Source organism: Shewanella electrica (assembly GCF_022321485.1).
Taxonomy (GTDB): Bacteria; Pseudomonadota; Gammaproteobacteria; order Enterobacterales; family Shewanellaceae; genus Shewanella; species Shewanella electrica.
Window position 1 is genome coordinate 138279 of record NZ_JAKOGG010000003.1, and the last position, 24390, is coordinate 162668.

General features: G+C 50.8%; 24 protein-coding genes. 13 read left to right on the forward strand and 11 right to left on the reverse strand.

Going from position 1 to position 24390, the window contains the following annotated elements:
* Positions 1–416: 416 nt before the first annotated feature.
* Entirely contained in the window at positions 417–1466 is a 1050-nt protein-coding gene (locus L9G74_RS05475) for an endonuclease/exonuclease/phosphatase family protein (RefSeq protein ID WP_238895295.1), read from the reverse strand.
* 217 nt (positions 1467–1683) lie between these two features.
* Here L9G74_RS05475 and L9G74_RS05480 point away from each other — a divergent pair, with 217 nt between their 5' ends.
* Entirely contained in the window at positions 1684–2112 is a 429-nt protein-coding gene (locus tag L9G74_RS05480; RefSeq protein ID WP_238895296.1) for a CBS domain-containing protein, read from the forward strand.
* Between the two features lie 370 nt (positions 2113–2482).
* On the opposite strand, the gene L9G74_RS05485 is transcribed toward L9G74_RS05480, so the two are convergent.
* The 7 genes from L9G74_RS05485 to L9G74_RS05515 form a co-directional block, all read right to left on the reverse strand.
* Positions 2483–2767: a heavy-metal-associated domain-containing protein gene (locus L9G74_RS05485; RefSeq protein ID WP_238895297.1), complete on the reverse strand. Its 285-nt coding sequence runs from the start codon at positions 2765–2767 to the stop codon at positions 2483–2485.
* A gap of 5 nt (positions 2768–2772) precedes the next feature.
* Complete coding sequence (locus L9G74_RS05490; protein WP_326521506.1) at positions 2773–3081, reverse strand: mercuric transporter MerT family protein; 309 nt, start codon at positions 3079–3081, stop codon at positions 2773–2775.
* Between the two features lie 16 nt (positions 3082–3097).
* Complete coding sequence (locus L9G74_RS05495) at positions 3098–4234, reverse strand: transglutaminase domain-containing protein (protein WP_238895299.1); 1137 nt, start codon at positions 4232–4234, stop codon at positions 3098–3100.
* 275 nt (positions 4235–4509) lie between these two features.
* Positions 4510–5727, reverse strand: a complete 1218-nt coding sequence (locus tag L9G74_RS05500; protein WP_238895300.1) for a phosphoenolpyruvate carboxylase — start codon at positions 5725–5727, stop codon at positions 4510–4512.
* Position 5728: 1 nt separating this feature from the next.
* Positions 5729–6367 carry a hypothetical protein gene (locus tag L9G74_RS05505; RefSeq protein WP_238895301.1) on the reverse strand — a complete coding sequence of 213 codons (639 nt, stop codon included), beginning with the start codon at positions 6365–6367 and terminating at the stop codon, positions 5729–5731.
* The gene (locus L9G74_RS05510) at positions 6364–10041 is read right to left on the reverse strand and encodes an ATP-binding protein (RefSeq protein WP_238895302.1); all 3678 of its coding nucleotides are present in this window, start codon (positions 10039–10041) and stop codon (positions 6364–6366) included. Before L9G74_RS05510 ends, L9G74_RS05505 begins: the two co-directional genes overlap by 4 nt.
* Before the next feature lie 196 nt (positions 10042–10237).
* Entirely contained in the window at positions 10238–10438 is a 201-nt protein-coding gene (locus L9G74_RS05515; RefSeq protein ID WP_438944549.1) for a YheV family putative zinc ribbon protein, read from the reverse strand.
* Between the two features lie 143 nt (positions 10439–10581).
* Here L9G74_RS05515 and L9G74_RS05520 point away from each other — a divergent pair, with 143 nt between their 5' ends.
* The 6 genes from L9G74_RS05520 (at position 10582) to L9G74_RS05545 (ending at position 15951) form a co-directional block, all read left to right on the forward strand.
* Entirely contained in the window at positions 10582–12492 is a 1911-nt protein-coding gene (locus tag L9G74_RS05520) for an ABC transporter ATP-binding protein (RefSeq protein ID WP_238895304.1), read from the forward strand.
* A 42-nt stretch (positions 12493–12534) separates the two neighbouring features.
* Positions 12535–12978, forward strand: a complete 444-nt coding sequence (locus L9G74_RS05525; RefSeq protein WP_238895305.1) for a DUF2390 domain-containing protein — start codon at positions 12535–12537, stop codon at positions 12976–12978.
* Positions 12979–13046: 68 nt separating this feature from the next.
* On the forward strand, positions 13047–13616 hold the full coding sequence (locus tag L9G74_RS05530) for a hypothetical protein (RefSeq protein WP_238895306.1): 570 nt from the start codon (positions 13047–13049) through the stop codon (positions 13614–13616).
* Between the two features lie 85 nt (positions 13617–13701).
* A complete protein-coding gene (locus tag L9G74_RS05535; RefSeq protein WP_238895307.1) occupies positions 13702–14664 on the forward strand; it encodes a hydrolase in 963 nt (320 codons plus the stop codon).
* Positions 14658–14912, forward strand: coding sequence for a YheU family protein (locus tag L9G74_RS05540; protein ID WP_238895308.1), 255 nt, complete (start codon positions 14658–14660; stop codon positions 14910–14912). The genes L9G74_RS05535 and L9G74_RS05540 overlap by 7 nt, the downstream gene beginning before the upstream one ends.
* Positions 14913–15021: 109 nt before the next feature.
* Positions 15022–15951 carry a phosphoribulokinase gene (locus L9G74_RS05545; protein WP_238895309.1) on the forward strand — a complete coding sequence of 310 codons (930 nt, stop codon included), beginning with the start codon at positions 15022–15024 and terminating at the stop codon, positions 15949–15951.
* Positions 15952–16090: 139 nt separating this feature from the next.
* Here L9G74_RS05545 and L9G74_RS05550 read toward each other — a convergent pair whose 3' ends face one another.
* Entirely contained in the window at positions 16091–16873 is a 783-nt protein-coding gene (locus L9G74_RS05550; protein WP_238895310.1) for a tetratricopeptide repeat protein, read from the reverse strand.
* A 370-nt stretch (positions 16874–17243) separates the two neighbouring features.
* Between L9G74_RS05550 and crp the strand changes: the two genes are divergently transcribed.
* From crp to L9G74_RS05580, 6 genes are all read left to right on the forward strand, one after another.
* On the forward strand, positions 17244–17879 hold the full coding sequence (gene crp, locus L9G74_RS05555) for a cAMP-activated global transcriptional regulator CRP (RefSeq protein WP_037442706.1): 636 nt from the start codon (positions 17244–17246) through the stop codon (positions 17877–17879).
* A gap of 130 nt (positions 17880–18009) precedes the next feature.
* Positions 18010–18324, forward strand: a complete 315-nt coding sequence (locus L9G74_RS05560) for a PepSY domain-containing protein (protein WP_238895311.1) — start codon at positions 18010–18012, stop codon at positions 18322–18324.
* The gene (locus tag L9G74_RS05565) at positions 18305–18976 is read left to right on the forward strand and encodes a response regulator transcription factor (protein ID WP_238895312.1); all 672 of its coding nucleotides are present in this window, start codon (positions 18305–18307) and stop codon (positions 18974–18976) included. Before L9G74_RS05560 ends, L9G74_RS05565 begins: the two co-directional genes overlap by 20 nt.
* Positions 18977–18979: 3 nt before the next feature.
* Entirely contained in the window at positions 18980–20314 is a 1335-nt protein-coding gene (locus L9G74_RS05570) for an ATP-binding protein (RefSeq protein ID WP_238895313.1), read from the forward strand.
* Between the two features lie 188 nt (positions 20315–20502).
* Positions 20503–21117: a glutathione S-transferase family protein gene (locus L9G74_RS05575; RefSeq protein WP_238895314.1), complete on the forward strand. Its 615-nt coding sequence runs from the start codon at positions 20503–20505 to the stop codon at positions 21115–21117.
* 101 nt (positions 21118–21218) lie between these two features.
* The gene (locus L9G74_RS05580; RefSeq protein ID WP_238895315.1) at positions 21219–21650 is read left to right on the forward strand and encodes an FKBP-type peptidyl-prolyl cis-trans isomerase; all 432 of its coding nucleotides are present in this window, start codon (positions 21219–21221) and stop codon (positions 21648–21650) included.
* A gap of 40 nt (positions 21651–21690) precedes the next feature.
* Here the strand turns inward: L9G74_RS05580 and mtgA are convergent, their stop codons facing one another.
* Positions 21691–22371, reverse strand: coding sequence for a monofunctional biosynthetic peptidoglycan transglycosylase (gene mtgA, locus L9G74_RS05585; RefSeq protein ID WP_238895316.1), 681 nt, complete (start codon positions 22369–22371; stop codon positions 21691–21693).
* A gap of 85 nt (positions 22372–22456) precedes the next feature.
* On the reverse strand, positions 22457–24382 hold the full coding sequence (locus L9G74_RS05590; protein WP_238895317.1) for a S9 family peptidase: 1926 nt from the start codon (positions 24380–24382) through the stop codon (positions 22457–22459).
* Positions 24383–24390 lie beyond the last annotated feature (8 nt).

Genomic DNA, 24390 nt, shown 5'->3' on the forward strand with positions numbered 1-24390 from the left:
GTACTTTTGTAACTTATAATTGCTTTGATAATATTAATTTATTTATTAAAAATCATTAAGTTAACCATAAAACACAGCGAAATAGCTTAACAAAAGCGGCCTATTTACCGTATATCAAACGGTGATGTTTTTCATGAGAAATGCCAGCGTGTGACCGACCTCTCAGGCGTTGACCATAAAAGTTATGCAGCAGATCACGGATTTGTTCAAAACGACAAAATGCGCTGCAAAGCGGTACAGCAGCCATGATGAGAGTTTTTCGTGTAAGTGCGTCAAATAAGCGCTTTAATATGAGCATGAAACGACTAAATTTTACTCACTAACATGAGCAGAATTAACGCTCTGCGTTCCAGTAAAAATTAAAAATACTGAACATCAAATAGCTGCACATTATCTGGCGGGTTCCAATTCTCAAATTATGTTGTCGGATGGCGTAATGCCAGACTGACCATCACGGGTGCGTGGTCGCTGGCGTAATCATCGTGTGGATGTTCAGGCTTGATCAGATGTTGGTTAAAAATTTGATAACAACTAACACTGGCGAGGCTATGTTGCTGCTGACAGTCAAACTCCTGACTCAGCAGAATATGATCAACTATCGAGCCATGTGCGCCGTGGAAATGGCTCACACGCCGTGACTTTTCTGGGGCGCATGCCAGCGCCAATGTTTGTGCCTCTTGCAGTTGAAAATGACGCAGGTGGCACAAGCGCTCTTGTTCATTCAACGCCAGCAGTCCGGTGGCATGTAAGTCACCGCGATACAACTGATTCGGCGCCGTGAGTAAACCGCGCAATTCGCTGCTATCAATGGTGGCGTTGAAATCCCCCACCACCACTACCGCGTAACCGGTTTGCGCCCGTCGCTCTAAAATCGCTTGATACAGCAGCATAGCTTCGGTGCCACGCTTGACGACCGAGGCCCAACGCCCTAACGCGCTGCCAGCTAACGCAGCGCTGAAACCATCCAGATTAACGTCTTGATGGCCGAGCATCGCCCGGGGAGATTTGAGATGCACCACATACACATCGGTGGTTCCAATCTCTGGCAACTGCACCGTGGCACGCAGCATCTCGCGGCTAGGGCTAAAGCCTTCGCTAACCCCAAAGCGGGCGGCCAAGGTAAAGTCGAGCGGCACCGAAGTCGATTCAAGGATCGGATAACGGCTAGCGAGCATCACCACACTTTGATGGGCGACATAACCGTCAATACTCGGCTCACCGGCGACGGCAAAATACTCAAAACCCTGCTCAGCCAACTGCTGTTGCAACGCTTGTGGGCTAAACACCTCTTGCATGCCTAATAGATCAGGCGCAGCTTGCGCGACCCAATCGGCGATCCACTGAGTTTTTAACTGCCACTGTGACTGGCTGTAGATACTGTCGAACTCGTGATACGCCAGCGGCGGCTCGGCATAGTTAAACAAATTTAGGGTAGCAATATTGACGTCAGCGCTCATAACGGCCATGTTGTGCAAGAAAATCCTCTATTGATCTTATGCGGCGAGCAAGATTTGTAAAGTCACTGATTTTTAAGCATTGAATCTGTCACGCCAACTATCTGTTAGCGCCATAATCCCCAACAACCGTGTTAGCAAGCAACAACATAGGCGCGCCGTACCGACTATTTTTTTACAGGCAGCCACCTATAATGAGACAAACACTATGATGCAAAAAGGAAACATCATGAAGGTTGAAGACATAATGACCCCAGATCCGGTCTGTATCAGCGATGCCGCTACTATCCATGATGCGCACTTACTGATGCAAAGTCGTGGCGTACGCCACCTGCCAGTGATTTCAGAGCAAAACGGCACGTTGGTTGGCGTACTCACCCATAAAAAGATGATCGCCACCGTGATGAGTTTGTATAACCGTTATGGTGCTGGCGCGCTGGATCGCAAAGAACGCCATCAACCGTTGACTGAGTTGATTGATACCGAATATCCGCTGCTGTTTACTCATACACCCTTGCTGGATGTGGTCGACTACTTTATTGATAACAAATTTGGCTGTTTGCCGGTGTCTGATGCCGATGGCAAAGTGCTGGGCATTGTTACCTCGTCTGACTTTGTCAGCCTGTGTAAAACGCTACTGAGCAAACAAGCCGAATAAACCACCAGCATTCTCGCCGTGCAATTTAACGCACCAACGCCGTTAAGACACACACAAAAAAGCGATGTTATTCACATCGCTTTTCTTTTGGATGAGCCGAATTTAGGGAAGGTGAGAACAAGTCTTCGCGACGCTCTGGATTTGTAAGCCATAGCAGTTCAAGGCAGCTAACTGCGGGCATGCTGGAGCATGGCAAAGTTAGCTAACGAAGAAATGCATGAGCTTACAAATCCCCGTAGGGCGTGGCCTACAGCTTCATCTGCTACGTTGCAGTTTTTGCAAAGGGCTCACCATTCGCGGCAAACTGCGGCCTTGCATCTGAAAGCTGTATGCTCACGCAGAGCACACACGGGACTTATTCGCACCTTCCTTAGGCTTGTGGCTCGGTATGATTAATCACGCCTTCATAGCCAGTCGTCGCAATCGCTTGCAGCAACTTATCGGTGTCATAACCTTCCGCTACTACCACGTCAGCCTGACGCGTTTTTAGCGACGATTTCGCACTAATGACGCCGTCGGTTGAACGTAATGCCTTGTTCACCATAGTGATACACAATGGACAGTGCATGGCGGCAATATCAATCACCACCTTGACGTTGGCCGCCCAAGTGAGTGGCGACACCAGCAACAAGCTCAATAACAGTAAGCGTTTCATCAACATCACTCCAACAACCAAGGTAACACGTAAGGGTATAGCTGAAATGCTAATACTATCGGCACCGTTATCCAGTACAGCACTAACATGCGTTTACGGCTCAAACGGCCACTGCACACCGGTCGCTTAGACAGATACAGCCGCCAGAAACCTGCAAGAATCAAGACACTCGATAGCAATAACATCGGCACTTGCAGCCAGTCAAACTGCGCAAGTCCTGCCACGCTGGCCGCCGACACACCAAACACTAAGTAGATGAGTGGGCCAATGCAGCATAAGCTCGACGCCACGGCCGCAGCAACGGCTGCCACCATGGTCGCCAGTAATCCCTTAGCGTTGCTCGGTTGAGCGGTAGTCATAAGCGAAGGCTTTTGGATCGTAGTAGTTCAGTGGATCACCATCAACTTCAGCGTATGGATAACCGAAGTTATTCATTTGGCCTTGGGCAGCAGCAGGGGCCAGCTCAAAATCACGTGCATAGTTAAAGCCAACCCAGTTCATTTCCCAGTTACCAAACAGGTATTTGTTTACTGCCTGCACGTTAGCATCGGTGTGCTTGGCTTTTTCTGCCAAACGCATTTTGCTCACGTCAGCAGGGTCAACCGGCACCCAACCAAAACCTGCCAAGAAGAACATGGCGCGGCAGTGTTGACCACCGGTTTCGCTGGCTACGCCATCTTTAGCGCTACCAAAGGCCGATGAGTATTGCCCCATCTTGATCGCTTGCCCCAAACGAATACCAAACATTTCACGCGCTGGTAGACCAGCAGCACGAGCTAACGCCACAAATACTGAGTTGGTATCGGTACATTTACCTGCCAACTTACCGCTTTCCAAAATGGCGCGCACATCACCTTGACCACAGCCGATAACGCTGTTGTCACGTTCCATATTTTCGCTGACCCACAGATAGATCTTATGGGCTTTTTTCAGTGGGTTAGTTTCATCACCAACAATTTTATCGGCGGTCTTTTTAACGATACCGTCAGTTGGGATGTGGGCAGTAGCTTGCAGGAAGCGTTGTACTTCAGTTGGATAAGCGATGTTGCTTGGCGTGCGATACAGATCTAAAGCACCGCTAGCCATTGGCTCCCAATCTTCAGTAGAGATATCCAGCTCAACATTCACTGTCATTGGCTTGTCAGATTTGTTCCAAGTCACCAATAAGGCTTTAGCACCGTAGTTGTTTTCTACCGTGATATACGCATCATCATGATTGCCTTTCACATCCATATGATTCAGCTTCTGGAATACGGTATCTTCTGGCAATGGAATCCACAGATTTACTTTACCAGCCGATCCCAGAGGTGGCTTGACGTCGTATGCTTGAGCCAAAGTGAAACGACGACGAGCAGCAACAGTATCTTGCTTAGCTGCACCAGAGGTTACAGCACTCGCCATCACAGGTGTTACCATGCCAGCAGCTGACATAATCGCAGCACCTTTTAAAAATTCACGTCTTAGCATTACTCAATCCTTAATTCTGAATCTTTGCTATTCATCTTTTTGTGCCCTTGGCAGCCTAGCCGCAGCTAAACCGCCAACAGGCGAAAATTTGCTGTTGTTTCGCGCATAGGCTAACGAGCAACACCAACAAAAAACACTGTCAAAAAGAGAAATAATGACATTAGCCACAGCTAAATAAGCAGCCTAGGACAAATTGTCGCATTTACTGCTTTTAAAACCGTGCCTAGATCACATTTCAGTTAAGGCTAAATAGCGCTAGCAGCAGCATCCCGCCATTAACGTAAGCCGATCTCCACGTCTTGGATGATAAAGTTACCATCATAAATTTCGTGCTCGTGACCGAGCGGTTCAAGCGCGAAAAACTGCTTATGCTCTTCGCTGAGTCCTTCAAAACCACCAATCACTTGGAAGATCCAACTCTCGCGGTCCCACGGCAAACCTTGTTCACTGAGGTAATCCAACGCCGACTGGTTTTGACCCGATTCAATCACCGCGCAGAAATACTGCTCCACCGCCTGCTTCAGTGGGTTATCGGGGATATCAAACTCCTCGGTAGCGCCCACTTCAACCACGCTTGGCTCGGCTACTGGCAGCGCTTGCTGTTCGCGGCTGATGGTGCGGATGCTGGCCACCACCTGCATCAGATCCGCCTCGTGGTGAATGTTATTCACATCGGCGGCCGCTGGGGCTAACAAGGCTTCGGCTTGATTGAACAGTACAGGAACCTGCTTGTGCGCCACATGGTCGGCCACTTCATATTCTGGGTGCAGATCGGTAAACAGCAACCAGCCTTTGAGTAAGCGGGTACGGCCTTGGATTTGGCGGAAACGACCGAGCAACTCCAGCAAGCGGCTTTGCACCACGCTCAACTCTTGGGCGCAATTGGTCAGGGTTTCTTGCAAACTGGTCACCAGCAACCGGCGCAGCTCGCGAATATCGCCCGCCAGCTCGCTGAGTTCAGCAAACTCAAACATCTCTAAGCCGTTGAGCAAGTCAGTCACTTGGCTTTGAGCTAATTCGTTTTCACGGATTTTGGCACTAAGCGAGCCAACATAACCGAACTCGTTATTGATGCGGCCCCACAGCACCCGCACTGAGTAGCGCAAGCTTTCAGTGAAGCTATAGACTTGCTCAGATAAGTCAGCCAAATAGGCTTCAGCGGCACTGTAATCTACGCTGGCACGGGCTTCGCGATAGTGACCGGCGATGGTCTTAATGGTCGCCAAGGCCGAACCGACGTTGGCGTTGATCTGGCGGTTACGCTCATCTTTGAGGCCATCTTCCAGCAACGCCCGCACATTGCGCGACAAACGCAGTGGCTCGTTCGGCTCCGGCCGCCACAGAATGCCGCTTTCGGTCAGTTTATTAACCGCCGCAGGCTCTAAGTTTTGCTCATCCACACTGCCGTTGAGGTAAGCGTCCATCACCAGCTCGGCGTTGCGGCCGAGCAATCTGAGCAGCTTAACCCCGGATTGATGCAGGTTATTGCTCATATCAGATCAGCTCCCGTTGGGTGGCGGTTTCTGCTTGTGCTTCCAAACTCAGGCTTTCGGTTTCGTCGATAAAGCGGATCACTTCGTAGAGATAATCCAGCTTGCCGGTGGCGATAAAAATCTGCTTTTCAGGGTTGGGTTTAACCAGATAACCCAGATCGACCAAGCGCTTAAACACCAGTTTGATCTGCCCATCAACGCTGCTGGCGCTAGAGCCAAACAAACGGTATTGGCTCAGTTTCGCCAGTTGCTCACGAAACGCTGGCGTGTCTTCAATACGGGTTTGCAGTTCAGTTAACCGCACTGGTGCGCCTTGCGATAACGGCGCATCTTGGCCGCTAGCTTCTTGCACCAACACCAACCATTCCACCAGCGGGATCAGCGATTGGCAGATCTCGCGGAACTGCGCCGAAATCACTTTACGCTCGTTGTCACCCAGATTGACGTAACCCGCGAAGAACACTTCGCCTTCCGCCGCTTGCGCCACGGTACGATTAATCTGGTTTAAGTAGTTTTCTACTTTGTCTAACGTGGCCGGGCTTTTCAGCGCACGCCAGCCATCTTCAAAGGTGGTCCGGCAGATAAACTCGCCGCGCAACAGACGTTCAATCAGCTCACCGGTAGCAATTATTTCACTCATTGTGCAACTCCTTCAGCGGCTTGACGTTGTTTCAGCAGTTCGGCAATCGGGTCAATTTTCGGCTTCACCGTTTGCAGCTTGCGCGTCTGTTTATTGATGATGTAGCGGTTAGCAAACAGGCCGAGCACTTCAGATTCAGGGTTCGGGAACGCGCCCAGTACGTTGATGTCGTTGTTCTCACAGGCATCGAAAATCTTCTTCACGTTGCTGTGGTGCAGCGTGCCCAGTTCGTCGATCGGCCAATGAATGGTGACGTTGGCTTTGCCACGCAGCAAGCGGGTAAACGCCAGCAGAAACTTACACAAAATCAGGTAAGCCATACCGTGACTGGACGATTCGTTTAACTGGCGATCGGTGCGGATCACCAAGTCAGAGTTGCCCTCTTTCAAGCGCAGTTCAATCTCCAGCAGTTTGGCGATGCCGCCGGTCAGCGCGGAGCGGCCGATAATATCCAGCGCGCGGCGCATGCTGTCGGTGTAATGCTCATCTGGCAGGGTGCTAAAGCCATCGGCTTTCCACGCGCGGAACGCTTTCACAAAGGTTTCCAGCTCCGGCCAGAACTCCAATTCGCTAATGCGTGAACGGATGCGCACCGCAGAATCTGAAACGCCATCGAGGAACAGCTCTTCGCCTACTTCGCGGGTAATACGTGCACTTTGCGAGGCAATACGACGGTCAATATCCGCCAGCACGTCGTAAAACGCATTGAGGTTCAAACCAAAGTTACGCCCCTGTTCACGCAGACCAGTGACCACTTGCGGCACCATCTCGTTCAGCAGCAGGCCCAGCTCTGGCACCAGTTTATGGTAGTTGAGCAGGCGAATACCTTTGTCGGTCAGGTAAGCTGCGCCTTCACGCGAGCGCTCCCAGGTTTCTGACAAGCTCGAGCCAGATTTGCTGGCGATCACTTGGTCAAAGTGATCCACATATTGCTTCACTTCGGTGAGCATATGTTCGCGTTTCAGCAGCAAATCTTCGCCTTGGCGCAGGCGTTCCGCCAAGCTGCCTGGGGTTTCTTCGCTGGTGCGCGGCAGTTTCAAGTCCGCCAGTTTACGCAGCAAGCTGCGCAGTTTGGTGAGGTATTCAGAAGCTTCCACCTGCGCCGCATCCGATTGACGACGGGCAGTTTCCAGCTCTTGGCGACGCTGTTTCACTTCGTTAGCACGCTGCTTCAACTGTGCGTCCAGATCCGACACCGCTTGTTTGGCTTTGGCAAGGCCAGTCACTAAGCTCGGCTTACGTGCCAACCACACATGTTGATACCAATCTTCGTAGCGTAACACTTCGCTGCGGCGCTGCTCGGCTTTGGCGATCTGCGCATCAAGGTCGCGCATTTGGCGTTTGAGTGCGACGATTTCGTCTTCGTTAATGCCGCGCGATTTCAGCTCGTTGCGATACCAAGTTTCGCAGGCTTTCTGCTCCTCTTTGGCACGTTCGCGGCGTTGGTTAATGCTGTCGCGCAGTTGTTGTAGCTGTTGCTCGATGGCACCGGTAACATCCTGCCAATACACCTGCTTTTCCATGCGCGCTTCGAGCGCTAGCTCTTTTTGCTGCTCTAACCAATCTAAGTGTTGGTTGTGCAGTTGCTTCAGCTCATGGTCAATTTGGGTCAGGCGTTTACCAGCTTGCGCTTTACGCTCCGCCAGTGCTTTGTTGATTTCCGCTTGGGTGTTGCGGCGCTCTTCAAACAGGCGGCGCACATCGTCACGCAGGTTTTTATAGCTGGTACGGGCAAAGGTCAGCTCGCGGTTGAGCTGTTCTAGCGCAGCGTTAGCTTGCACCAGTTGCTCTTCCGCTTGCTGCTTAGATTCTTCAGCGCTGCTCAGTGCTTCTTCGGCACTGGCGAGACGAATGCGCAGCTCAGTTTCACTGGCGGCATAAGCGGGTAAGTCGATCGCTTTCAGATCCAACTGCACGCCAAACAGCGATTCGGTCATGTCGCCCGCTACCGGATGCAAATCCGTGCGATACAGCAGTTCTGGGTTAATCACTTTGCCCAGCGCTTGCTCCCAACCCGGTTGCTCACGGCGCAAAAACTCCAGCAGCGTGTGCGACTGCGGGAACAGCATCTGTTTGATCTCTTCCAGCTCGCTTTGGCGATCGTTAACGCGCAACGACGCCAGACGCAGCGTTTCGGTGGCTTGTTCGCGGGCGGCTTTGAGCTTGCGCTCGTCGCTGCTCAAACGTTCCACTTTATGGTTGGCGGCTTCTTGCTCGGCATCGGCGCGGTCGATACGCTCATCAAACACCGCCAGCGACATTTTCTCGTCTTCGGTGTAAGTCACGCTGTCGACTTTGAGTTTCAGCTCGGCGGCTTGCAGCTTGAGATCATATTGCTGCTGTTGATGGCGCTGTTTGCCAGCATCCATCTGTTCGCGCCAGTAGCGATCCACCTCGGCTAAATCATCGCTCGCCAGTTGCTTTTGCTTGTCGAGCGCGGCGCGTTGATCGTCCTGCTCGCTGTGCAGTTTTTCCAGCTCGCGGTTAAGTTGTTCACCAATTTTGCTACGGCGCGCATTGTAGGCCGCTTCGACGTCTTGGTGTTTTTCGGTCAGCAGCTTGTGGCGTTCGCCGAGGTTTTCGAGGTCAACCCGCCAGTGCGGCAGTTGCTCCAAATCGGCTTTGGCTTGCTCAATGTCAGCATCCAGATAGGCGGCTTGCTGGTTCTCGATGTTGTCGAGCTCTTGCTCAAGATTGCTGGCATCGCCTTTGGCGGCGGATAAGTCTAAGCTCAGCTCGTCGCGCTGTTCTTTCCACTGCTCGTCGAGCATTTTCAGTTGCAGGTTCAGCTCTTGCGCGCGGGTTTGTTCTTTTTCGGCGCGCTCGGTTTGCAGCACTTCATCACTGCGGAAACCACCAGCAAGGCTGGCTAAGCGCAGCTCTGCCGCTTGTAGCTCGTTGAACTCTTGCTCCAGCTTTTCATATTCTGGACGGATCTTATCGAAACCGGCAATCAACTGGCTTTCGCGGATCCACGCTTCTACACGTTGCGGGTTGATGCTGGAGGTCGGCGGATTAACGCCGTCTTCTTCCAAAATAGCGGCGATCATCGATTTGATCGTCTCCATTTTGCCCTCTTTCGAGTGCACCGCTTTAGCCAGTTTTTCAATGTGGCGCAGCGAATGTTCGGCATCGCACAGCGAGAACGTACGAGCGTAGTTGCGCAGTTCAGTGCGGTTGCTGCCAGTGCTTAACAGGCTGCGATCGTTCTGAATGATGGCGCGATATTCGCGAGTGTTGAGCAAGTTAGTGTACGGCACGTTGAGCTTGCCAAATACGCTACGCAGTTCAGCCATGGTGTGACACAAAATGGTGTCGCCGTTGCGGCTTTTAACGTAATCCTCTAGCTCAAACGCTTTAGCAGCAAAGCGGTAGTTCACCCCTTTGCCGTCACCAGCGGAGGCCATAATCGCTTGATAGTAGTGGCCGTCGGCTTTTTGGTATTCGTAGATGATGTAGCTGGCTTCGTGTGGCAGATACCAACGCTCGAAGCTGTCACGGGTTGATGGCACTACGCGGCTGGGGTATTCGCCGTAAAATACTGGCACCAAACGCTGCAAAGTGGTTTTACCGGAGGCGTTGGTACCACAAATGTTGGTATGGCCATCAAGGCGCAGTTCCACCACGCCGGGCAAGTGAGTATCAATCAGTATAATTCTGATAAGGCTTGGCATAATTATCCTTATTGTTCAAAAAGATGACGTTCCTTTTTGTTTTTACGGTGTCATCTTTCGCAAACGGTCTGAAGCCGCCCATAAACGCAAGCTTCCTAAAGTACTTAAAACCCTAAACGTTAGCAACGCAATCACCGGAAAACTGCACTGGCAGCTCGCTTTTGATGCTGAAATTTAACGAGATGAACAGCGCGGGTTAATCGGGCTTAAACAAGCCGATCACTTCGCTTTTGGCTTTTTGGCTGACTTTGGCTTCTGTTTGTTGTTCGCGGTAGTCACACTCGACACATTCCACGGTCTCAATACCGTTTTCTTTAAACAACACTATGCTGTCTTGCGCGTGACACTTGGGGCATTTCGCTCCGGCAACAAATCGTTTTCTGGTCATGTTTATCATGGGCGTTAACATTCGAATGGGCACATTTTGCCACATTCATCGCGGCCACGGCAGTTTTTCCTTGCGCGCAACGGTAGCACTGCTAGCGGCGTCTAGGCTATGATCGGCGCTCAATTTTCCAGACCATGAATTTGACGCCGTAGATGATCACCATTTCCCAAGCACAACTGATCCGTGGCAGTAAAACACTGCTCAATGACGCCTCCATGACACTGTACCCCGGCCACAAAGTCGGTCTGGTCGGCGCCAATGGTACCGGTAAATCATCGCTACTGGCGTTGATCATGGGCAAGTTGCAGCTGGATATGGGCGAAATCCAAGTGCCAAGCCAATGGCAGATTGCCACGGTAGCGCAGGAAACACCGGCGCTGGATGTGTCTGCCTTAGAATATGTGCTGGATGGCGACCGAGAGTTCCGTCAACTTGAACAACAGTTGGCACAAGCCGAAGCCGACAACGACGGCCATAAAATTGCCGATCTGCACGGTAAGCTGGATGCCGTGGGTGGCTATAGCATTCGTGCCCGCGCGGGCATGTTGTTGGCCGGGCTTGGCTTTAGCGAAGAGAAACAAAACAACCCGGTGAGAAGTTTTTCCGGTGGTTGGCGCATGCGCTTGAACTTGGCGCAGGCGCTGTTGTGTCGCTCAGACTTACTGCTGCTAGACGAACCCACCAACCACTTAGACTTAGATACCATGTTCTGGCTGGAAAGCTGGCTCAAAAGCTATCAAGGCACGCTGGTACTCATCAGCCACGACCGCGATTTTATCGACGGCGTAGTGGGTGAAATCATCCACGTAGAAAACCAGCAACTGAACTACTACAAAGGCAACTACAGCGCCTTTGAGCGCATTCGTGCCGAACGCATGGAACAGCAACAGATCGCCTTTGAACGCCAGCAACGTGAACGCGCCCATATGCAATCGTTTGTCGATCGTTTCCGCTACAAGGCGAGTAAAGCGCGCCAAGCACAAAGCCGCCTAAAAGCGTTGGAAAAGATGGCTGAGTTGATGCCGGCCAAGGCCGATAGCGAATTCCACATGGAGTTTTTAGAGCCACACGCGCTGCCTAATCCGTTGGTGGCGATGGAGAAAGTTGCCGTCGGTTATGGCGATGTCACTATTCTCAACTCGGTGCATTTGAACTTAGTGCCCGGCGCGCGCATTGGCCTGCTCGGCCGTAACGGCGCCGGTAAATCCACGCTGATCAAACTGCTGGCCGGAGAGCTACAAGCACAGCGCGGCAAATATGAGCCTAATCCCGGCCTGAAAATCGGTTACTTTGCCCAGCACCAAATCGAATATCTGCGCTTAGATGACACGCCGCTGATGCACCTACAACGCTTAGCGCCAGATACCCGCGAGCAAGAGCTGCGTGACTTCCTTGGCGGTTTTGGCTTCCACGGCGATATGGCATTAGCGCCAGTGCGACCGTTTTCTGGCGGTGAAAAGGCCCGTTTGGTATTGGCACTGTTGGTGTGGCAACGCCCTAACCTGCTGCTGCTTGACGAACCCACCAACCACTTAGACCTAGATATGCGCCATGCGCTGACGGTAGCGCTGCAAGGGTTTGAAGGCGCGATGGTGATTGTGTCGCACGATCGTCATCTGCTGCGGTTAACCTGTGACGATTACTACTTAGTAGACAACGGCGATGTAGAGAGCTTTAACGGTGATTTGGATGACTATCATCAGTGGTTACTCGATGCCGCCAAGGCGGCCAAAGCGACGCCCGTCAGTAGCGACGACAGCAAACCACAGCAAGATAAAAAGCAGCAAAAGCGCTTGGAAGCCGAGCTGCGCCAAAAATTATCACCGCTGAAAAAACAACAAGCTAAGTTTGAAACCCAGCAGCAAAAATTCACTGACCGCTTGGCCGAGTTAGAAGAGAAACTGGCAGATACCAGCTTGTACGAAGCGCAAAATAAAGCGACGTTGACCGAGATCCTCAACGAACGCACCACGCTACAACAGCAGTTGGAAGAGAGCGAGTTGCAATGGCTAGACTTGCAAGAGCAGATTGACAATATTGAGCAACAAGCAGATATTTCATAAGACTAAAGTTCAACAGTCCCACGATAGAAGGAATTATACGAGGTGACACAAGTGTCTGTATTTAATCCCGCCCTATGGGAAGAATGTGAGTCTTTATACCCAACACTGGAGCAGGTTTGCCTGCAACTGCAAGATCAATATGGGTTGATCGCCAATCTGCTGTTATTAGCCTTTGTGCTCGACAAAAAGCAAATTGGTTTGCCACATGATACGTGGCAAGAACTGCATCAACAGGTTGATGGTTGGCAATCTCGGGTACTGACGCCGTTTCGCCGCTTGCGTAAGCTAGCCAAAAGTAATGTGGCCGCTACCGAATATCAGCAAATGCTCGATGTCGAGCTATTGCTAGAGCGCAAAGGTCAGCTGTTTGTCTCGCACCAACTCGAAGTCATCGCACCGGAGATTTCGCAAGATAACAGCAACTTGAGCGATTACCTGTCGCTATTTAACATCGATCAGCAGCAATTTCCGCAGTTACAAGCGTAAGTTGCCACCGCCCCATCAAAAGCCGCCTAAATCGCGGCTTTTTCGTTTTAAAAGAACAGGAGATTCTTTTGCAGCAATTTGAGCTTACCCTCGCCGATTACGGCATTGCATTCTTCAACCCCGCCGCGTTAGCCAACTTCCTCAAAACAAAACGCATCCGTAAACAGAAGCTGTTGGATCTCTTCAGTGATAACCATTCACTCTACCTCGACAGCCTTGCGGCTGGTGCTTGGTTGCCGATGACAGAAATCAACGCCCAACGTTATCGTATCTTCTGCCAACAACCACCAGAGGAACAGTGGCAACGTTTAGCAACATTCGCCGCGTTTAATCTCAGTGTCGCCGATGATGGCGGCCTGTGGGCGGTTACCTCCGGCATGATGAATCGCTGGAAAGCCGCCAATTTTAGTGCTGATATCGACGTGATGGACTACCAAACATGGACCGGTGAAACGCTGAATAAGGCGGGTCGCTTCACGTTAGCACGCGGCGATTATCAGGTAGAGATCACCCCCCTTAAGCATCAACTCACCGGACAATTGGGCTATTGGTTAAATTGTGTGGCTGTCACCAAGTTTGACGGCTACCAAGATCCACGAGACGAGCAATTTGTCTTCAATATCGCCAATAAGCCCTAGCCAATTGGAATAAGCCATTATGTGGCGCAGCGCTTTACTGATAAAGTACAGCGCGATAATTCGAGAGACCGACGTTGACTAAACTATGACCGCCAGCCAGTTCCGTGCGCCTTGGTGGGCGCGCAATCCCCACGTGCAAACCATCTTACCGGTGATGACAAAACACCGTTTGCCAAAACTACAACGGCAACGGTTAGAGCTGGCGGACGGCGACTTTATCGATCTCGATTGGCTAACACCTCACATTGCCGCGGCGCCAACGCTGGTGCTGGTACATGGTTTAGAAGGCAGTTCCCAATCTCATTATGCGCGCCGCATGTTGCAGCAATGCCAGCGTTTAGGATTGAACGCAGTAGTGCATCATCATCGCGGTTGTTCTGGTGAAGACAACCGCTTACCGCGCAGTTATCACAGCGGTGATACCGCCGATCTGCACGCCACCCTCAGCAGCATTAAACAAGCGGCCCCGCAACAACCTTTGTGGGCGGTGGGCTACAGCTTAGGCGGCAATATGTTGGCGAAGTACCTCGCCGAACAGGGCGAAAACTGCTTACTGCAAGCGGCAGCGGTAGTGTCTGCGCCATTAGAACTCGCTGGCTGCGCCCGCAAGTTAGAACACGGTTTTTCACGCATTTATCAACGGCATCTGCTGCGGCAACTACAACGCAAAATGCAGTTAAAACAGCAACGTCATCCGTCATTGACCATGCCCGACTTAGCCTCGTTGAATACCTTTTATCGCTTTGATGACCGCATTACTGCACCGATGCACGGCTTTGCCGGTGCCGATGATTATTATCAACGTGCCAGCGCTAAGCCGTTGTTGGCAAAAATTAGCGTGCCGACGCTGATTTTGCATGCCGCCGACGACCCATTTATGAGCGCATCAGTGATTCCCGAGCCGACAACACTGCCCACTGCGGTACGTTATGAGTTAGCGCCGCACGGCGGCCATGTAGGTTTTATCAACGGTGGCACACCGTGGCGGCCACGTTATTATTTAGAAAGCCGCGTGCTCAATTTTTTGCAGGAGTATCCGCAATGTTAGTGCCGTTTGAAGCGTTACAAACCTTACCCAAGGAAACCCTAGACAACCTGATCCGCGAGTACCTATTTTCACAAGTGGAAGATGGCAGCTTTGTCGAACTGGGGGATGAATCGATTCAACAAGCAACGGCTAAATGCATGATGATGTTGAAGAAAAAAGAGCTGTTAGTGGAATACAGCGAAGAAGATGAATCTATCGCCATTCGTAGCCGCGAGGAGATCCACCGCCGTACGCCCATGAGCGAATGATTGACCTGAGCCGTGCGGTACCTTATAAATTAATAGCGCCTGATTTGCTGTATTGCCCATCAAGCAATATCTCCTCCCTGCTGCAGTTTCACAACATACGGTATTAACAATGTCTGTAAAACATCCAATTATCGCTGTTACTGGTTCCTCTGGCGCTGGCACCACCACCACCACCACAGCGTTTAGCCATATCTTCAGACAGCTAGGCATTAACGCCGCCTTTGTCGAAGGGGATAGTTTTCATCATTACACCCGTGCCGAAATGGAAGTGATGATCCGCAAAGCCAAAGCGGAGAACCGCAACATTAGCTATTTTGGGGCCGAGGCTAACGACTTTGCCCGGCTAGAAAAGTGTTTTACCGATTACAGTCATTGTGGCGTGGGCGAAACCCGCGCGTACCTGCATACGTTTGATGAAGCCGTGCCCTATAACCAGATGCCGGGCACGTTTACCCAGTGGCAACCGCTACCAGAAAATACCGACATGCTCTATTACGAAGGGCTGCATGGTGGCGTGGTCACGCCGGAACACAATGTGGCGCAACATGTGGATTTGCTGATCGGCATGGTACCTATCGTCAACTTGGAGTGGATTCAAAAAATCATCCGCGACACCTCTGAGCGCGGCCACACCAAAGAGAAAGTGATGAGTTCAATCGTGCGTTCGATGGATGATTACATTAATCACATCACGCCACAGTTTTCGCGCACCCATATCAACTTCCAGCGGGTGCCAACTGTCGATACCTCAAACCCATTCAGCGCGAAAGATATTCCGAGTTTGGATGAAAGCTTTGTGGTGATCCGCTTTCGTGGCATGGATAATGTCGACTTTCCTTATTACCTCAGAATGATCCAAGGCTCGTTTATGTCGCGCATTAACACGCTAGTGGTGCCGGGCGGCAAAATGGCATTAGCGATGGAGCTGATTTTAACTCCACTGATCCGGGCATTGATGGAACGACGCCAAGCCTGTTTGGCGATGGAAGCGCTTGAACAACAAGCACAAAATAAACCGCAGCAGCAAGACCCTAATTAATGTTGGGTTAAGTCGTTCTCCGTATGCTGAGCAGCATCAGGATTTCAGCGAAATACTGATAGATGACATACTCAGCTTGACCGGATTCCCCCACCACAATCTGTCTGTTTAACTGAGTATGTCATCATCCCTTTCTCAGTTATTCCAGCGGTAACACTTCCCGATATGGCTTATGATTGCGGTAATCATCTAACCGCTGACGAAACTCATCTGCTTTGCCCTGCAACTGTTGGCTAGTGGCAGTTTCGAGCTGTGCTAACGCGCGCTTTTGTGTCGCGACTGCCGACGCAAAATCGCCCATTTCGGCATAAGCGGCGGCCAAGTTATCAAGGTAAGTCGGATCGGCATCGTTAGACTTTAACAGCTCAGTTGCCAGTGCCACAGCCCGCTCACCATCGCGGAATTGCGGCTCGGGACAAGTCGCTAAAATCCACGCCACATTGCCCATCGAAACTTTGTCACCGGCGTCAGAGAAAAACTGCACCGCTTTACCACAATCGCGCGATACACCGCTGCCACCGGCAGCATAAACAAAACCTAGGCGGAATTTAGCCCAGTGATCACCGCTTTGCGCCAGCTTCAAATACCAGTGCTCAGCCGCGGCGAGATCACGCGGCACGGTGCGGCCTTCAAAATTAAGATCGGCCAGCGCGCGTTGTGCGTCAGGGACGTTTTCATTGGCGGCTTGTTGCAGTAATTGCAGCCCTTGCTCAACATTCTGCGTTTGATAACGACCAGAAACAAACATCAACCCCAGTAGGTATTTTGAATAGGCATCGCCCTGGGCGGCGTTAACTTCAATCAGAGCAATACGCCCCGCCACCACCTCTTGCTGCGGCTGCGGCAAACTAAACGCGGCCACTTGAGTGGAAGCCAGCAACAGGCTGCTAATGGCGCCGCAGATTAACGCTGAATATCTCAAAACTGCATCTCCGTTAACGGATTAATGCCCATCAGTTAGCCAGATTTGCCAGTTAATGTCGAGCGCGACACGGCGGAATTTCAGTGATAATGGGGGATTTTAGCGGAGCAAATGTGCGGTAGAAGCTGGCGTTAAACCGGTGCTATGTGACTTGCCCTGCAAGACGCGAATCCTACTCCCTGTTTTAAATAGGTATTTATTGACATATATCACTAAAGTATCAGAATAGTTGCATGAACTGACAATTCAGTATCAGAAGTAAGTCAATGAAGGCAAGTTTTCGAAAGATAAGTATATTTGTCTACTATTTGACTCCACTGAGAACTTTAGAATAGTCTAACTTTACTTCAATCAATCGAGGAACACAGGCATGGCTCTGATTGGTAAGCCAAAACCAGATCCAACGCTGGAATGGTTTTTATCTCACTGTCACATTCATAAATATCCAGCCAAGAGTACATTGATCCATGCTGGCGAAGACTCCGATACTTTGTATTACATCGTAAAAGGTTCTGTCGCCGTACTGATCAAGGACGACGAAGGCAAAGAGATGATCCTGTCATATTTGAACCAGGGTGATTTCATTGGCGAATTAGGTTTGTTTGAAGAACAAGCTGAACGTACTGCTTGGGTACGAGCAAAACAGGCATGTGAGATTGCTGAAATTTCTTACAAGAAATTCAAACAGCTCATTCAAGTCAACCCCGAAATTCTGATGAAACTGGCAGCACAGATGGCCCACCGTCTGCAAAACACTAGCCAGAAAGTTGGTAACTTGGCGTTTTTGGACGTAGCAGGCCGTATCGCACAAACCCTGCTGCACCTTGCGCAACAACCCGATGCAATGACCCATCCAGATGGCATGCAGATCAAGATCACTCGCCAAGAGATTGGTCAGATCGTTGGTTGTTCACGCGAAACTGTTGGCCGTATTTTAAAGATGCTGGAAGAGCAAAACCTCATCCAAGCACACGGCAAAACCATTGTGGTTTATGGCACTCGCTAACAACTTCAGCTTGAGTTAATGCTGTCTCCATAGAATGGCCGGAATGAAAATTCTGGCCATTTTTGTAAGTGGAGCAACCATGACACGACATTATCGGGCTGCGATTTTTAGCCTGCTAACATGCCTGCTAATGGCCCCACTTCAGACGCTCGCCCACGAACCCTCATATCCGCTCGAACCCGATCATGAGCTTGCCAAAGCCTTGGTGGCCTCTGGCGAAATTCGCTCACTCGATCAAACCCTCACCGAGTTACTGCGTCACTGTGATGCAGAGCTTTTAGACGCTCATCTGTATCAATCTGATGGACAATGGCGTTATGATTTGTATATCAAGTTTCGTCAAGGCATAGTGCAGAGCTTATTAGTCGACGCGAGTAATGCTGCGCTAATCAGCCCAGACAAACTACCAGGAGATTGTTTACCCGATGAAGCTACTGCTCGTTGAAGATAATGAGTTGTTGGTTAAAGAACTCACCAAGCAACTCAAGGCCGCTGGCTATGTGACCGATGTTGCCGCCAGTGCAATGGATGCCGATTACTTACTGAAAGAAAGCCCTTATGACTGTGTCATTTTGGATATCGGCTTGCCTGATGGTAATGGCCTTGAGCTGTTACAACATTGGCGCCAGCAAGAGATTGCCACGCCAGTGATCATGTTGACCGCCCGCAGCCAATGGCATGAAAAAGTTGAAGGTTTTAATGCTGGCGCTGACGATTATCTCGGCAAGCCGTTTCATACCCAAGAGCTGCTGGCCCGCTTGCAAGCGGTAATTTCGCGCAGCAATGGCCGCGCATTATCGCCCAGCAAACAGCTGAGTTTTGGTGGCATTACGCTGGATGAATCAGAGCAAACGGTCGAAGTTGGCGAACAGCGTTTTGAGCTGACGGCAATGGAGTTTCGCCTGTTGCGTATTTTCCTGTTATCCCCCAAAAAACTGTTATCTAAGAACCAATTGAGCGACAAGCTGTATCAGTTTGATGATGAGAAAGAGAGTAACGTGGTTGAAGTGTACGTGACTCATCTGCGCAAAAAACTCGGTAAAAGCGCCATCGAAACCCGTCGCGGACAAGGCTACATCTTTCATGGCCTTGAATAAGCCATGATGTCGATTCGCCTCAAACTGACGATTTGGCTCACCTCGCTGGTACTCATCAGCTCATTGGTGAGCCTTATTTATATGGAATCAATGCTGCGCCAAGCGTTTCATGATTCAATTATCGACCGCCTGCATGAAGATATCAGCGAAGTTGAGCTGGTCACCCACCTCAATAATGGCGAGATTAGCATTCAGACCCAAGAGCTATCAGGCTTTTATAAACCGGCCTACTCTGGTCGTTATTATCAGTTGAATGCTGGCGAGTTAGAACTCCGCTCCCGCTCGTTATGGGATCAACACTTAGACGTTGCCAAGCTTGAAGCTGGTGAAACCCGCGTATGGCAAGCCAAGGGCCCGAAAAAGCACGATATTCAATTACTGTCACTCGGCATCCCTTATGACAACGGCGTTGCCACGCTGACCGTGGCGCAAGATCTCAGTATCGGCCGCAAAGTGTTTCGTGAAGTTTATGGCTCAAAACTGCTCGGCAACCTCGCGATGCTGATCGCCATGATTGTCGGTATCTTTATTATCCTGCACAGCTCGTTTAAACCGATTGCGGGAGTCAAGCAAGCACTCGCCAAGCTGCGCCAAGGGGAAGCCAGTTCGCTCGATATTGAGCAGATGCCAGCAGAGATTAAACCGCTGGCGGAGACCTATAACGGCCTGTTGGAATACACCAGCGTGCAGATACAACGCAGCCGCAATAATCTCGGCAACTTGAGCCATGGTCTGAAAACACCGCTAGCGGTGATGCGCCAACAAGTGGAAGTGCTTGGCTTAAAAGATCCAGAAACGGCGCAAGTGTTAGAGCAGCAGTTGCAGCAGATCCACAATATGATTGAGCGCAAACTTGCCACCGCCCGCGCCACAGGCGATATGCTACCGGCGGCGCAAATGGTGGTGCCGCGCGATATTGATGCCTTACGCAATACCTTGTGCAAGGTGTACCACTACAAGCAAGTCCAAGTGAAATACGATATTGCGCCGCAGATCACTCGGCTACCAATGCACCGAGAAGATGGCATGGAGCTGCTGGGAAATCTGCTGGACAACGCCTTTAAGTGGACCGAATCACAGGTATTGCTGCGTATTTGGCGCCAGCAACAACAATTGATGCTCACCGTAGAAGATGACGGCCCCGGCGTGGCCGAAGCCGACCTGCATAAACTCACCCGCCGCGGGAAACGTTTAGATGAAGAAGTGGCTGGCCATGGGTTAGGCTTGTCAATTGTGAAGGACATTGCCGAGCAATATCAGTTGGAAATCGCCTTTGATCGCAGCCCAGCGCTCGGCGGTTTGCGGATCATGCTCACCCATACATCATCTAACGCCTAGTCAGCGTCATCACGCTCCAGTTTATGTGCAGCACGCATGGCCGTGGCTTGTTAAATGCAGCGATCTTACGTGTTGCCCCCCATTTTGCATTTGCAAAAGTCGCTTGACGCTAACGGACATATCTCCCTACAGTGCTACTCTCAACGGCATTTTCATCAGCTTGTTTACTAGACTTGGAGTGTTTCACAATGAAACTGTTTGAAATGGCTGCCACGCCAAATTGTCGCCGCGTGAACATCTTTTTAAAAGAGATAGGGATTGAGCTAGAACATGTGCATGTGGACATACGTGCAGGCGAAAATCTCAGTGCTGATTTTGCTGCCAAAAGCCTCAATGGCAAGGTGCCAACACTGCAACTGGACGACGGCACCTTTATCTGCGAAAGCGTGGCAATTTGTCGCTATTTTGATGAATTAGCAGCTGCGGAACAGTCACTATTTGGCGTTGGTGCGCTGGAGCGCGCCCAAGTGGAGATGTGGAACCGCATCATCGAGTGCGACGGTTTAATTACTGCTTTTCAGGCATTCCGCAATATCTCTGGCGTTTATCAAGACCGCGAACGCTGTGTGCCCGCGTGGGGTGAAGAGAGTAAACAACGTGTCATCGAATTTCTGCCCAAGCTGGCGCAGCGGTTGAGTGAATCGACCTACGTTGCTGCCGATAAGTTTACCGTAGCAGATATCAGCGCATGGATTTTTGTGTTGTTCAGCGAAAGCCGCTTAGCACTGCCGATACAGCAGCAATATCCGGCAATTGCCGCGTGGTATCAGCAACTGGCTCAGCGCCCGAGCTTTAGCATGTAAGCCTTGCTGGCGTGCACTTGGCAGCGCTACGGGCTAGAATAGCCATCATTTTGTCTAGTGAGCGTGTTCAAGGCGCTCACTCTTGATTATGGTTTGCGCTCATGGCTCGTAATAACAGTAAAAAATCTGCCAAAGGCTCCACCGGCCAAAACAGGAATTTGACCGAAGAGTTCATCAAGAAATACTCCGCAAAAGCCGGGGTTACCGCAACAGACTCCGGCTTGTACTTCCGTATTATCGAAGATGCTGACGGCGCTAAGCCGAGCGAGTTCGATACCGTCAAAATTCACCAACGTATTTTGCTCGCCGATGGTAGCGTGATTGATGACACCTATCGCAAGGGGTTGCCAGAAGAGTTTGCCTTAGCCGAAGGGATTGAAGGCTTGCAAGAAGGGTTGCAACTGATGAGCAAAGGCGCGCGCTACGAATTTGTTATCCCGCCAGATTTGGCCTGGGGCCGCAAAGGCAACGGCGGCAAAATCGGCCCCAATGCGGTGATGCAGATGGATGTGCGCTTGGTCGATTTCTTTTAGCGGCCAAGCCAACTCAGCCAGCGGGAGCGAATTGCCGTTGTTACTCCAACTTATTCAAGGTGATCTGCCCCAGTTGCCGCATCTGCTGGCGGATCCAACTGCTGCGCTGCTGCATATAATTGGAGCCAATGCGCAACTTCCACGGATTGGGCAACAAGGCGGCTAAGCTGGCAGCTTCGTAGGCGGTAAGTTTGGCTGCTGGCTTGTGAAAATAGTGCTGTGCCGCCGCTTCGGCGCCATATATACCGGGGCCGAACTCCACAATATTGAGATACACTTCGAGAATGCGCTGTTTGTCCCAACACACCTCCAACAACAGCGTAAACCACGCCTCTAAACCTTTACGAATAAAGCTGCGTGACGGCCACATAAACAGGTTTTTAGCGGTTTGCTGGCTAATGGTGCTGGCACCACGCAGCCCCTCGCCGTTTTGCGCATCTGCAATGGCATTTTTAATCTGTTTGACGTCAAAGCCAAAATGCTCGGGAAAGCGTTGATCTTCGCTAGCGATCACCGCTAACTGCATGTTGGGGGAAATTTGCGACAGCGGTCGCCACTGCTGCGACACTTGTGCAATCGGTTCAGGTGGGGCGATGTAACGGGCAATACGCCAGCTCCATGTTGGCGGGTCGACAAACCGTAAAATCACCACCGGCACAATGGACAACAGCAAACAGGCAATAACAATGCGCCAGAGCCAACGTTTGATGGTTTTCCACATAGTCGCCAATCTCCCTATTTTTGGTAGCAAAAAGCCGATGTAATATCGGCTTTGCTACATGATACTGCGGAAACAGCGAAAAATGCTAACGCAGGTTTTTGTCCAAAAAGTCTTTGATCGCTGCCAAGGTTTTTAAACGGTGATCTTGGTTGGACAAGTGATGATCACCGTATTCCAACTCGATAAACTGCACTTTTTTATCGGCACTTTCTAATGCACGATCCATGTATAAACTGTGTTTCACAGACACCACGTTGTCATCACTACCGTGGATCAACAGCACCGGCCGTTCAATCTGTTTAGCATAGCTAACGGGCGAGGCGGCATCGAGCTTTTCAGCATCGCGACCAAACTGTTTCCGCACCACATCGACGTTGGTAAAGAAGCGTGCTTGGCTCACCAAATAGGTAAGGTCGGTGACGCCACCAAAGCTGGCAGCACATTGAAAGTCTTTAGGATATTTAGCCACGCCCATCAGCGCCGCATAACCGCCGTAGCTGGCGCCGACAATACAGGTGTGTTTACCGTCGGTGTAGTGATTATCGACCAGATAATGCGCCGCGTCTTGCAAGTCATCCTGCATCTCTTGGCCCCACTTTTGGATCGCTTTCATAGCGAAATCATAGCCATAGCCGGTAGAACCGCGAAAGTTGGGCTGAAAGACAATATAGCCTTGCTCCGCTAAGTACTGGCTCCAGTAATCAAAACCATCGTAATCACGCGACATTGGGCCACCGTGAGGTAACACCACTGTCGGCGTTGCCACATCGGCTTGATAATCAGCGGGCAGCGTTAAATAGCCTTCCAACTCTAAGCCATCACGCGCCTTAAACTTCACTAGCTGTTTGTTATGCATTTTTTCTGGCGTGACATCGGGATATTCGCTGCCGATATACACCAACTGACCAGCTTGGCGATCACCAATGAAAAAGCTGCCGCTATCTTCGTTAGATTCCGAATACAGTAGATATTTATTGCCGTCCTTACTCATGTCCATGACGACGTTGTAGGCATGTGGAATCGCCTTAGCTAACGCTTGCTGTAACTGTTGGTAGTTGCTATCCCAATAGATGCGGCTGTCCTGTGCATTGGCGGTGACAAAGCCAGCAACATCCCCAGTTTGGTCGGAATATAGCAGTGAACCGGCCACGTCATAATCTTTATCAGCGTGCACTAATTGCCGCTGGCGCGTGGTTAAGTCCATCTTATATAGCGCATCTTTGCCATCATGCAGCGCGGTGAGATAGATAATGTTTGGGTCTTTAGCAAAACCTTTGATGGTCACGCTCTCAGGGCTAAAGACATCAAACTCAAATAAGCGCTCGCGGGTGCCGTCATCTTTCAGCAGATCATAGAAATAAGTGGTTTCCTCGCGGCCTACCGCAATGCGCACATGACCTTGGCGATCGGCAATCCAATCCATCACATATGGCGTGTTACGCTGCACTTGTATGCGGCTGTTGTTATAGATATTGACCTTGTAGACGCCAGGTTGGCCAACTAACTCATAGTCGATAGCCATCAATATGTGGTCAGGCTCCTCTGGTAGCAGGCTGATAATGTTATCTTGGAACTGCGCCACCCGTTCACCGTCACGCTGTTTGACGGTGAGTTCTAACTTGCGTTTCCCTGTCACGTCATAGGTCATCAAACGCGTGATGTTATAACTGACGCCCCACTCGCCACGCACATCACGTACACCAACTAACAGGGTGTGGTCATTGGCCCACTCAAAGCCGTTAAAAAACACTTTGAGATTATCAGACTGCACCACGTATTCACTCTGCTTAGTGTTCAGGTCATACACCACTAAGGTCAGTTGACCATGTTGGTTTTGCACATAAGCTAAGCGTTGCCCATCGGGCGACAAATCAAACTGACTCAAAAATGGTAGGCTGCCGTATGACTCGACACCGAGCGTGGCTGGCGGATTGGCTTCGGCAAAAGTCATGGTGGGTAAAAGTAGTGCAGCGCACAGCGCCAGCGGCGCCAAAAAATAGGTTTTATTCATGGTGATAT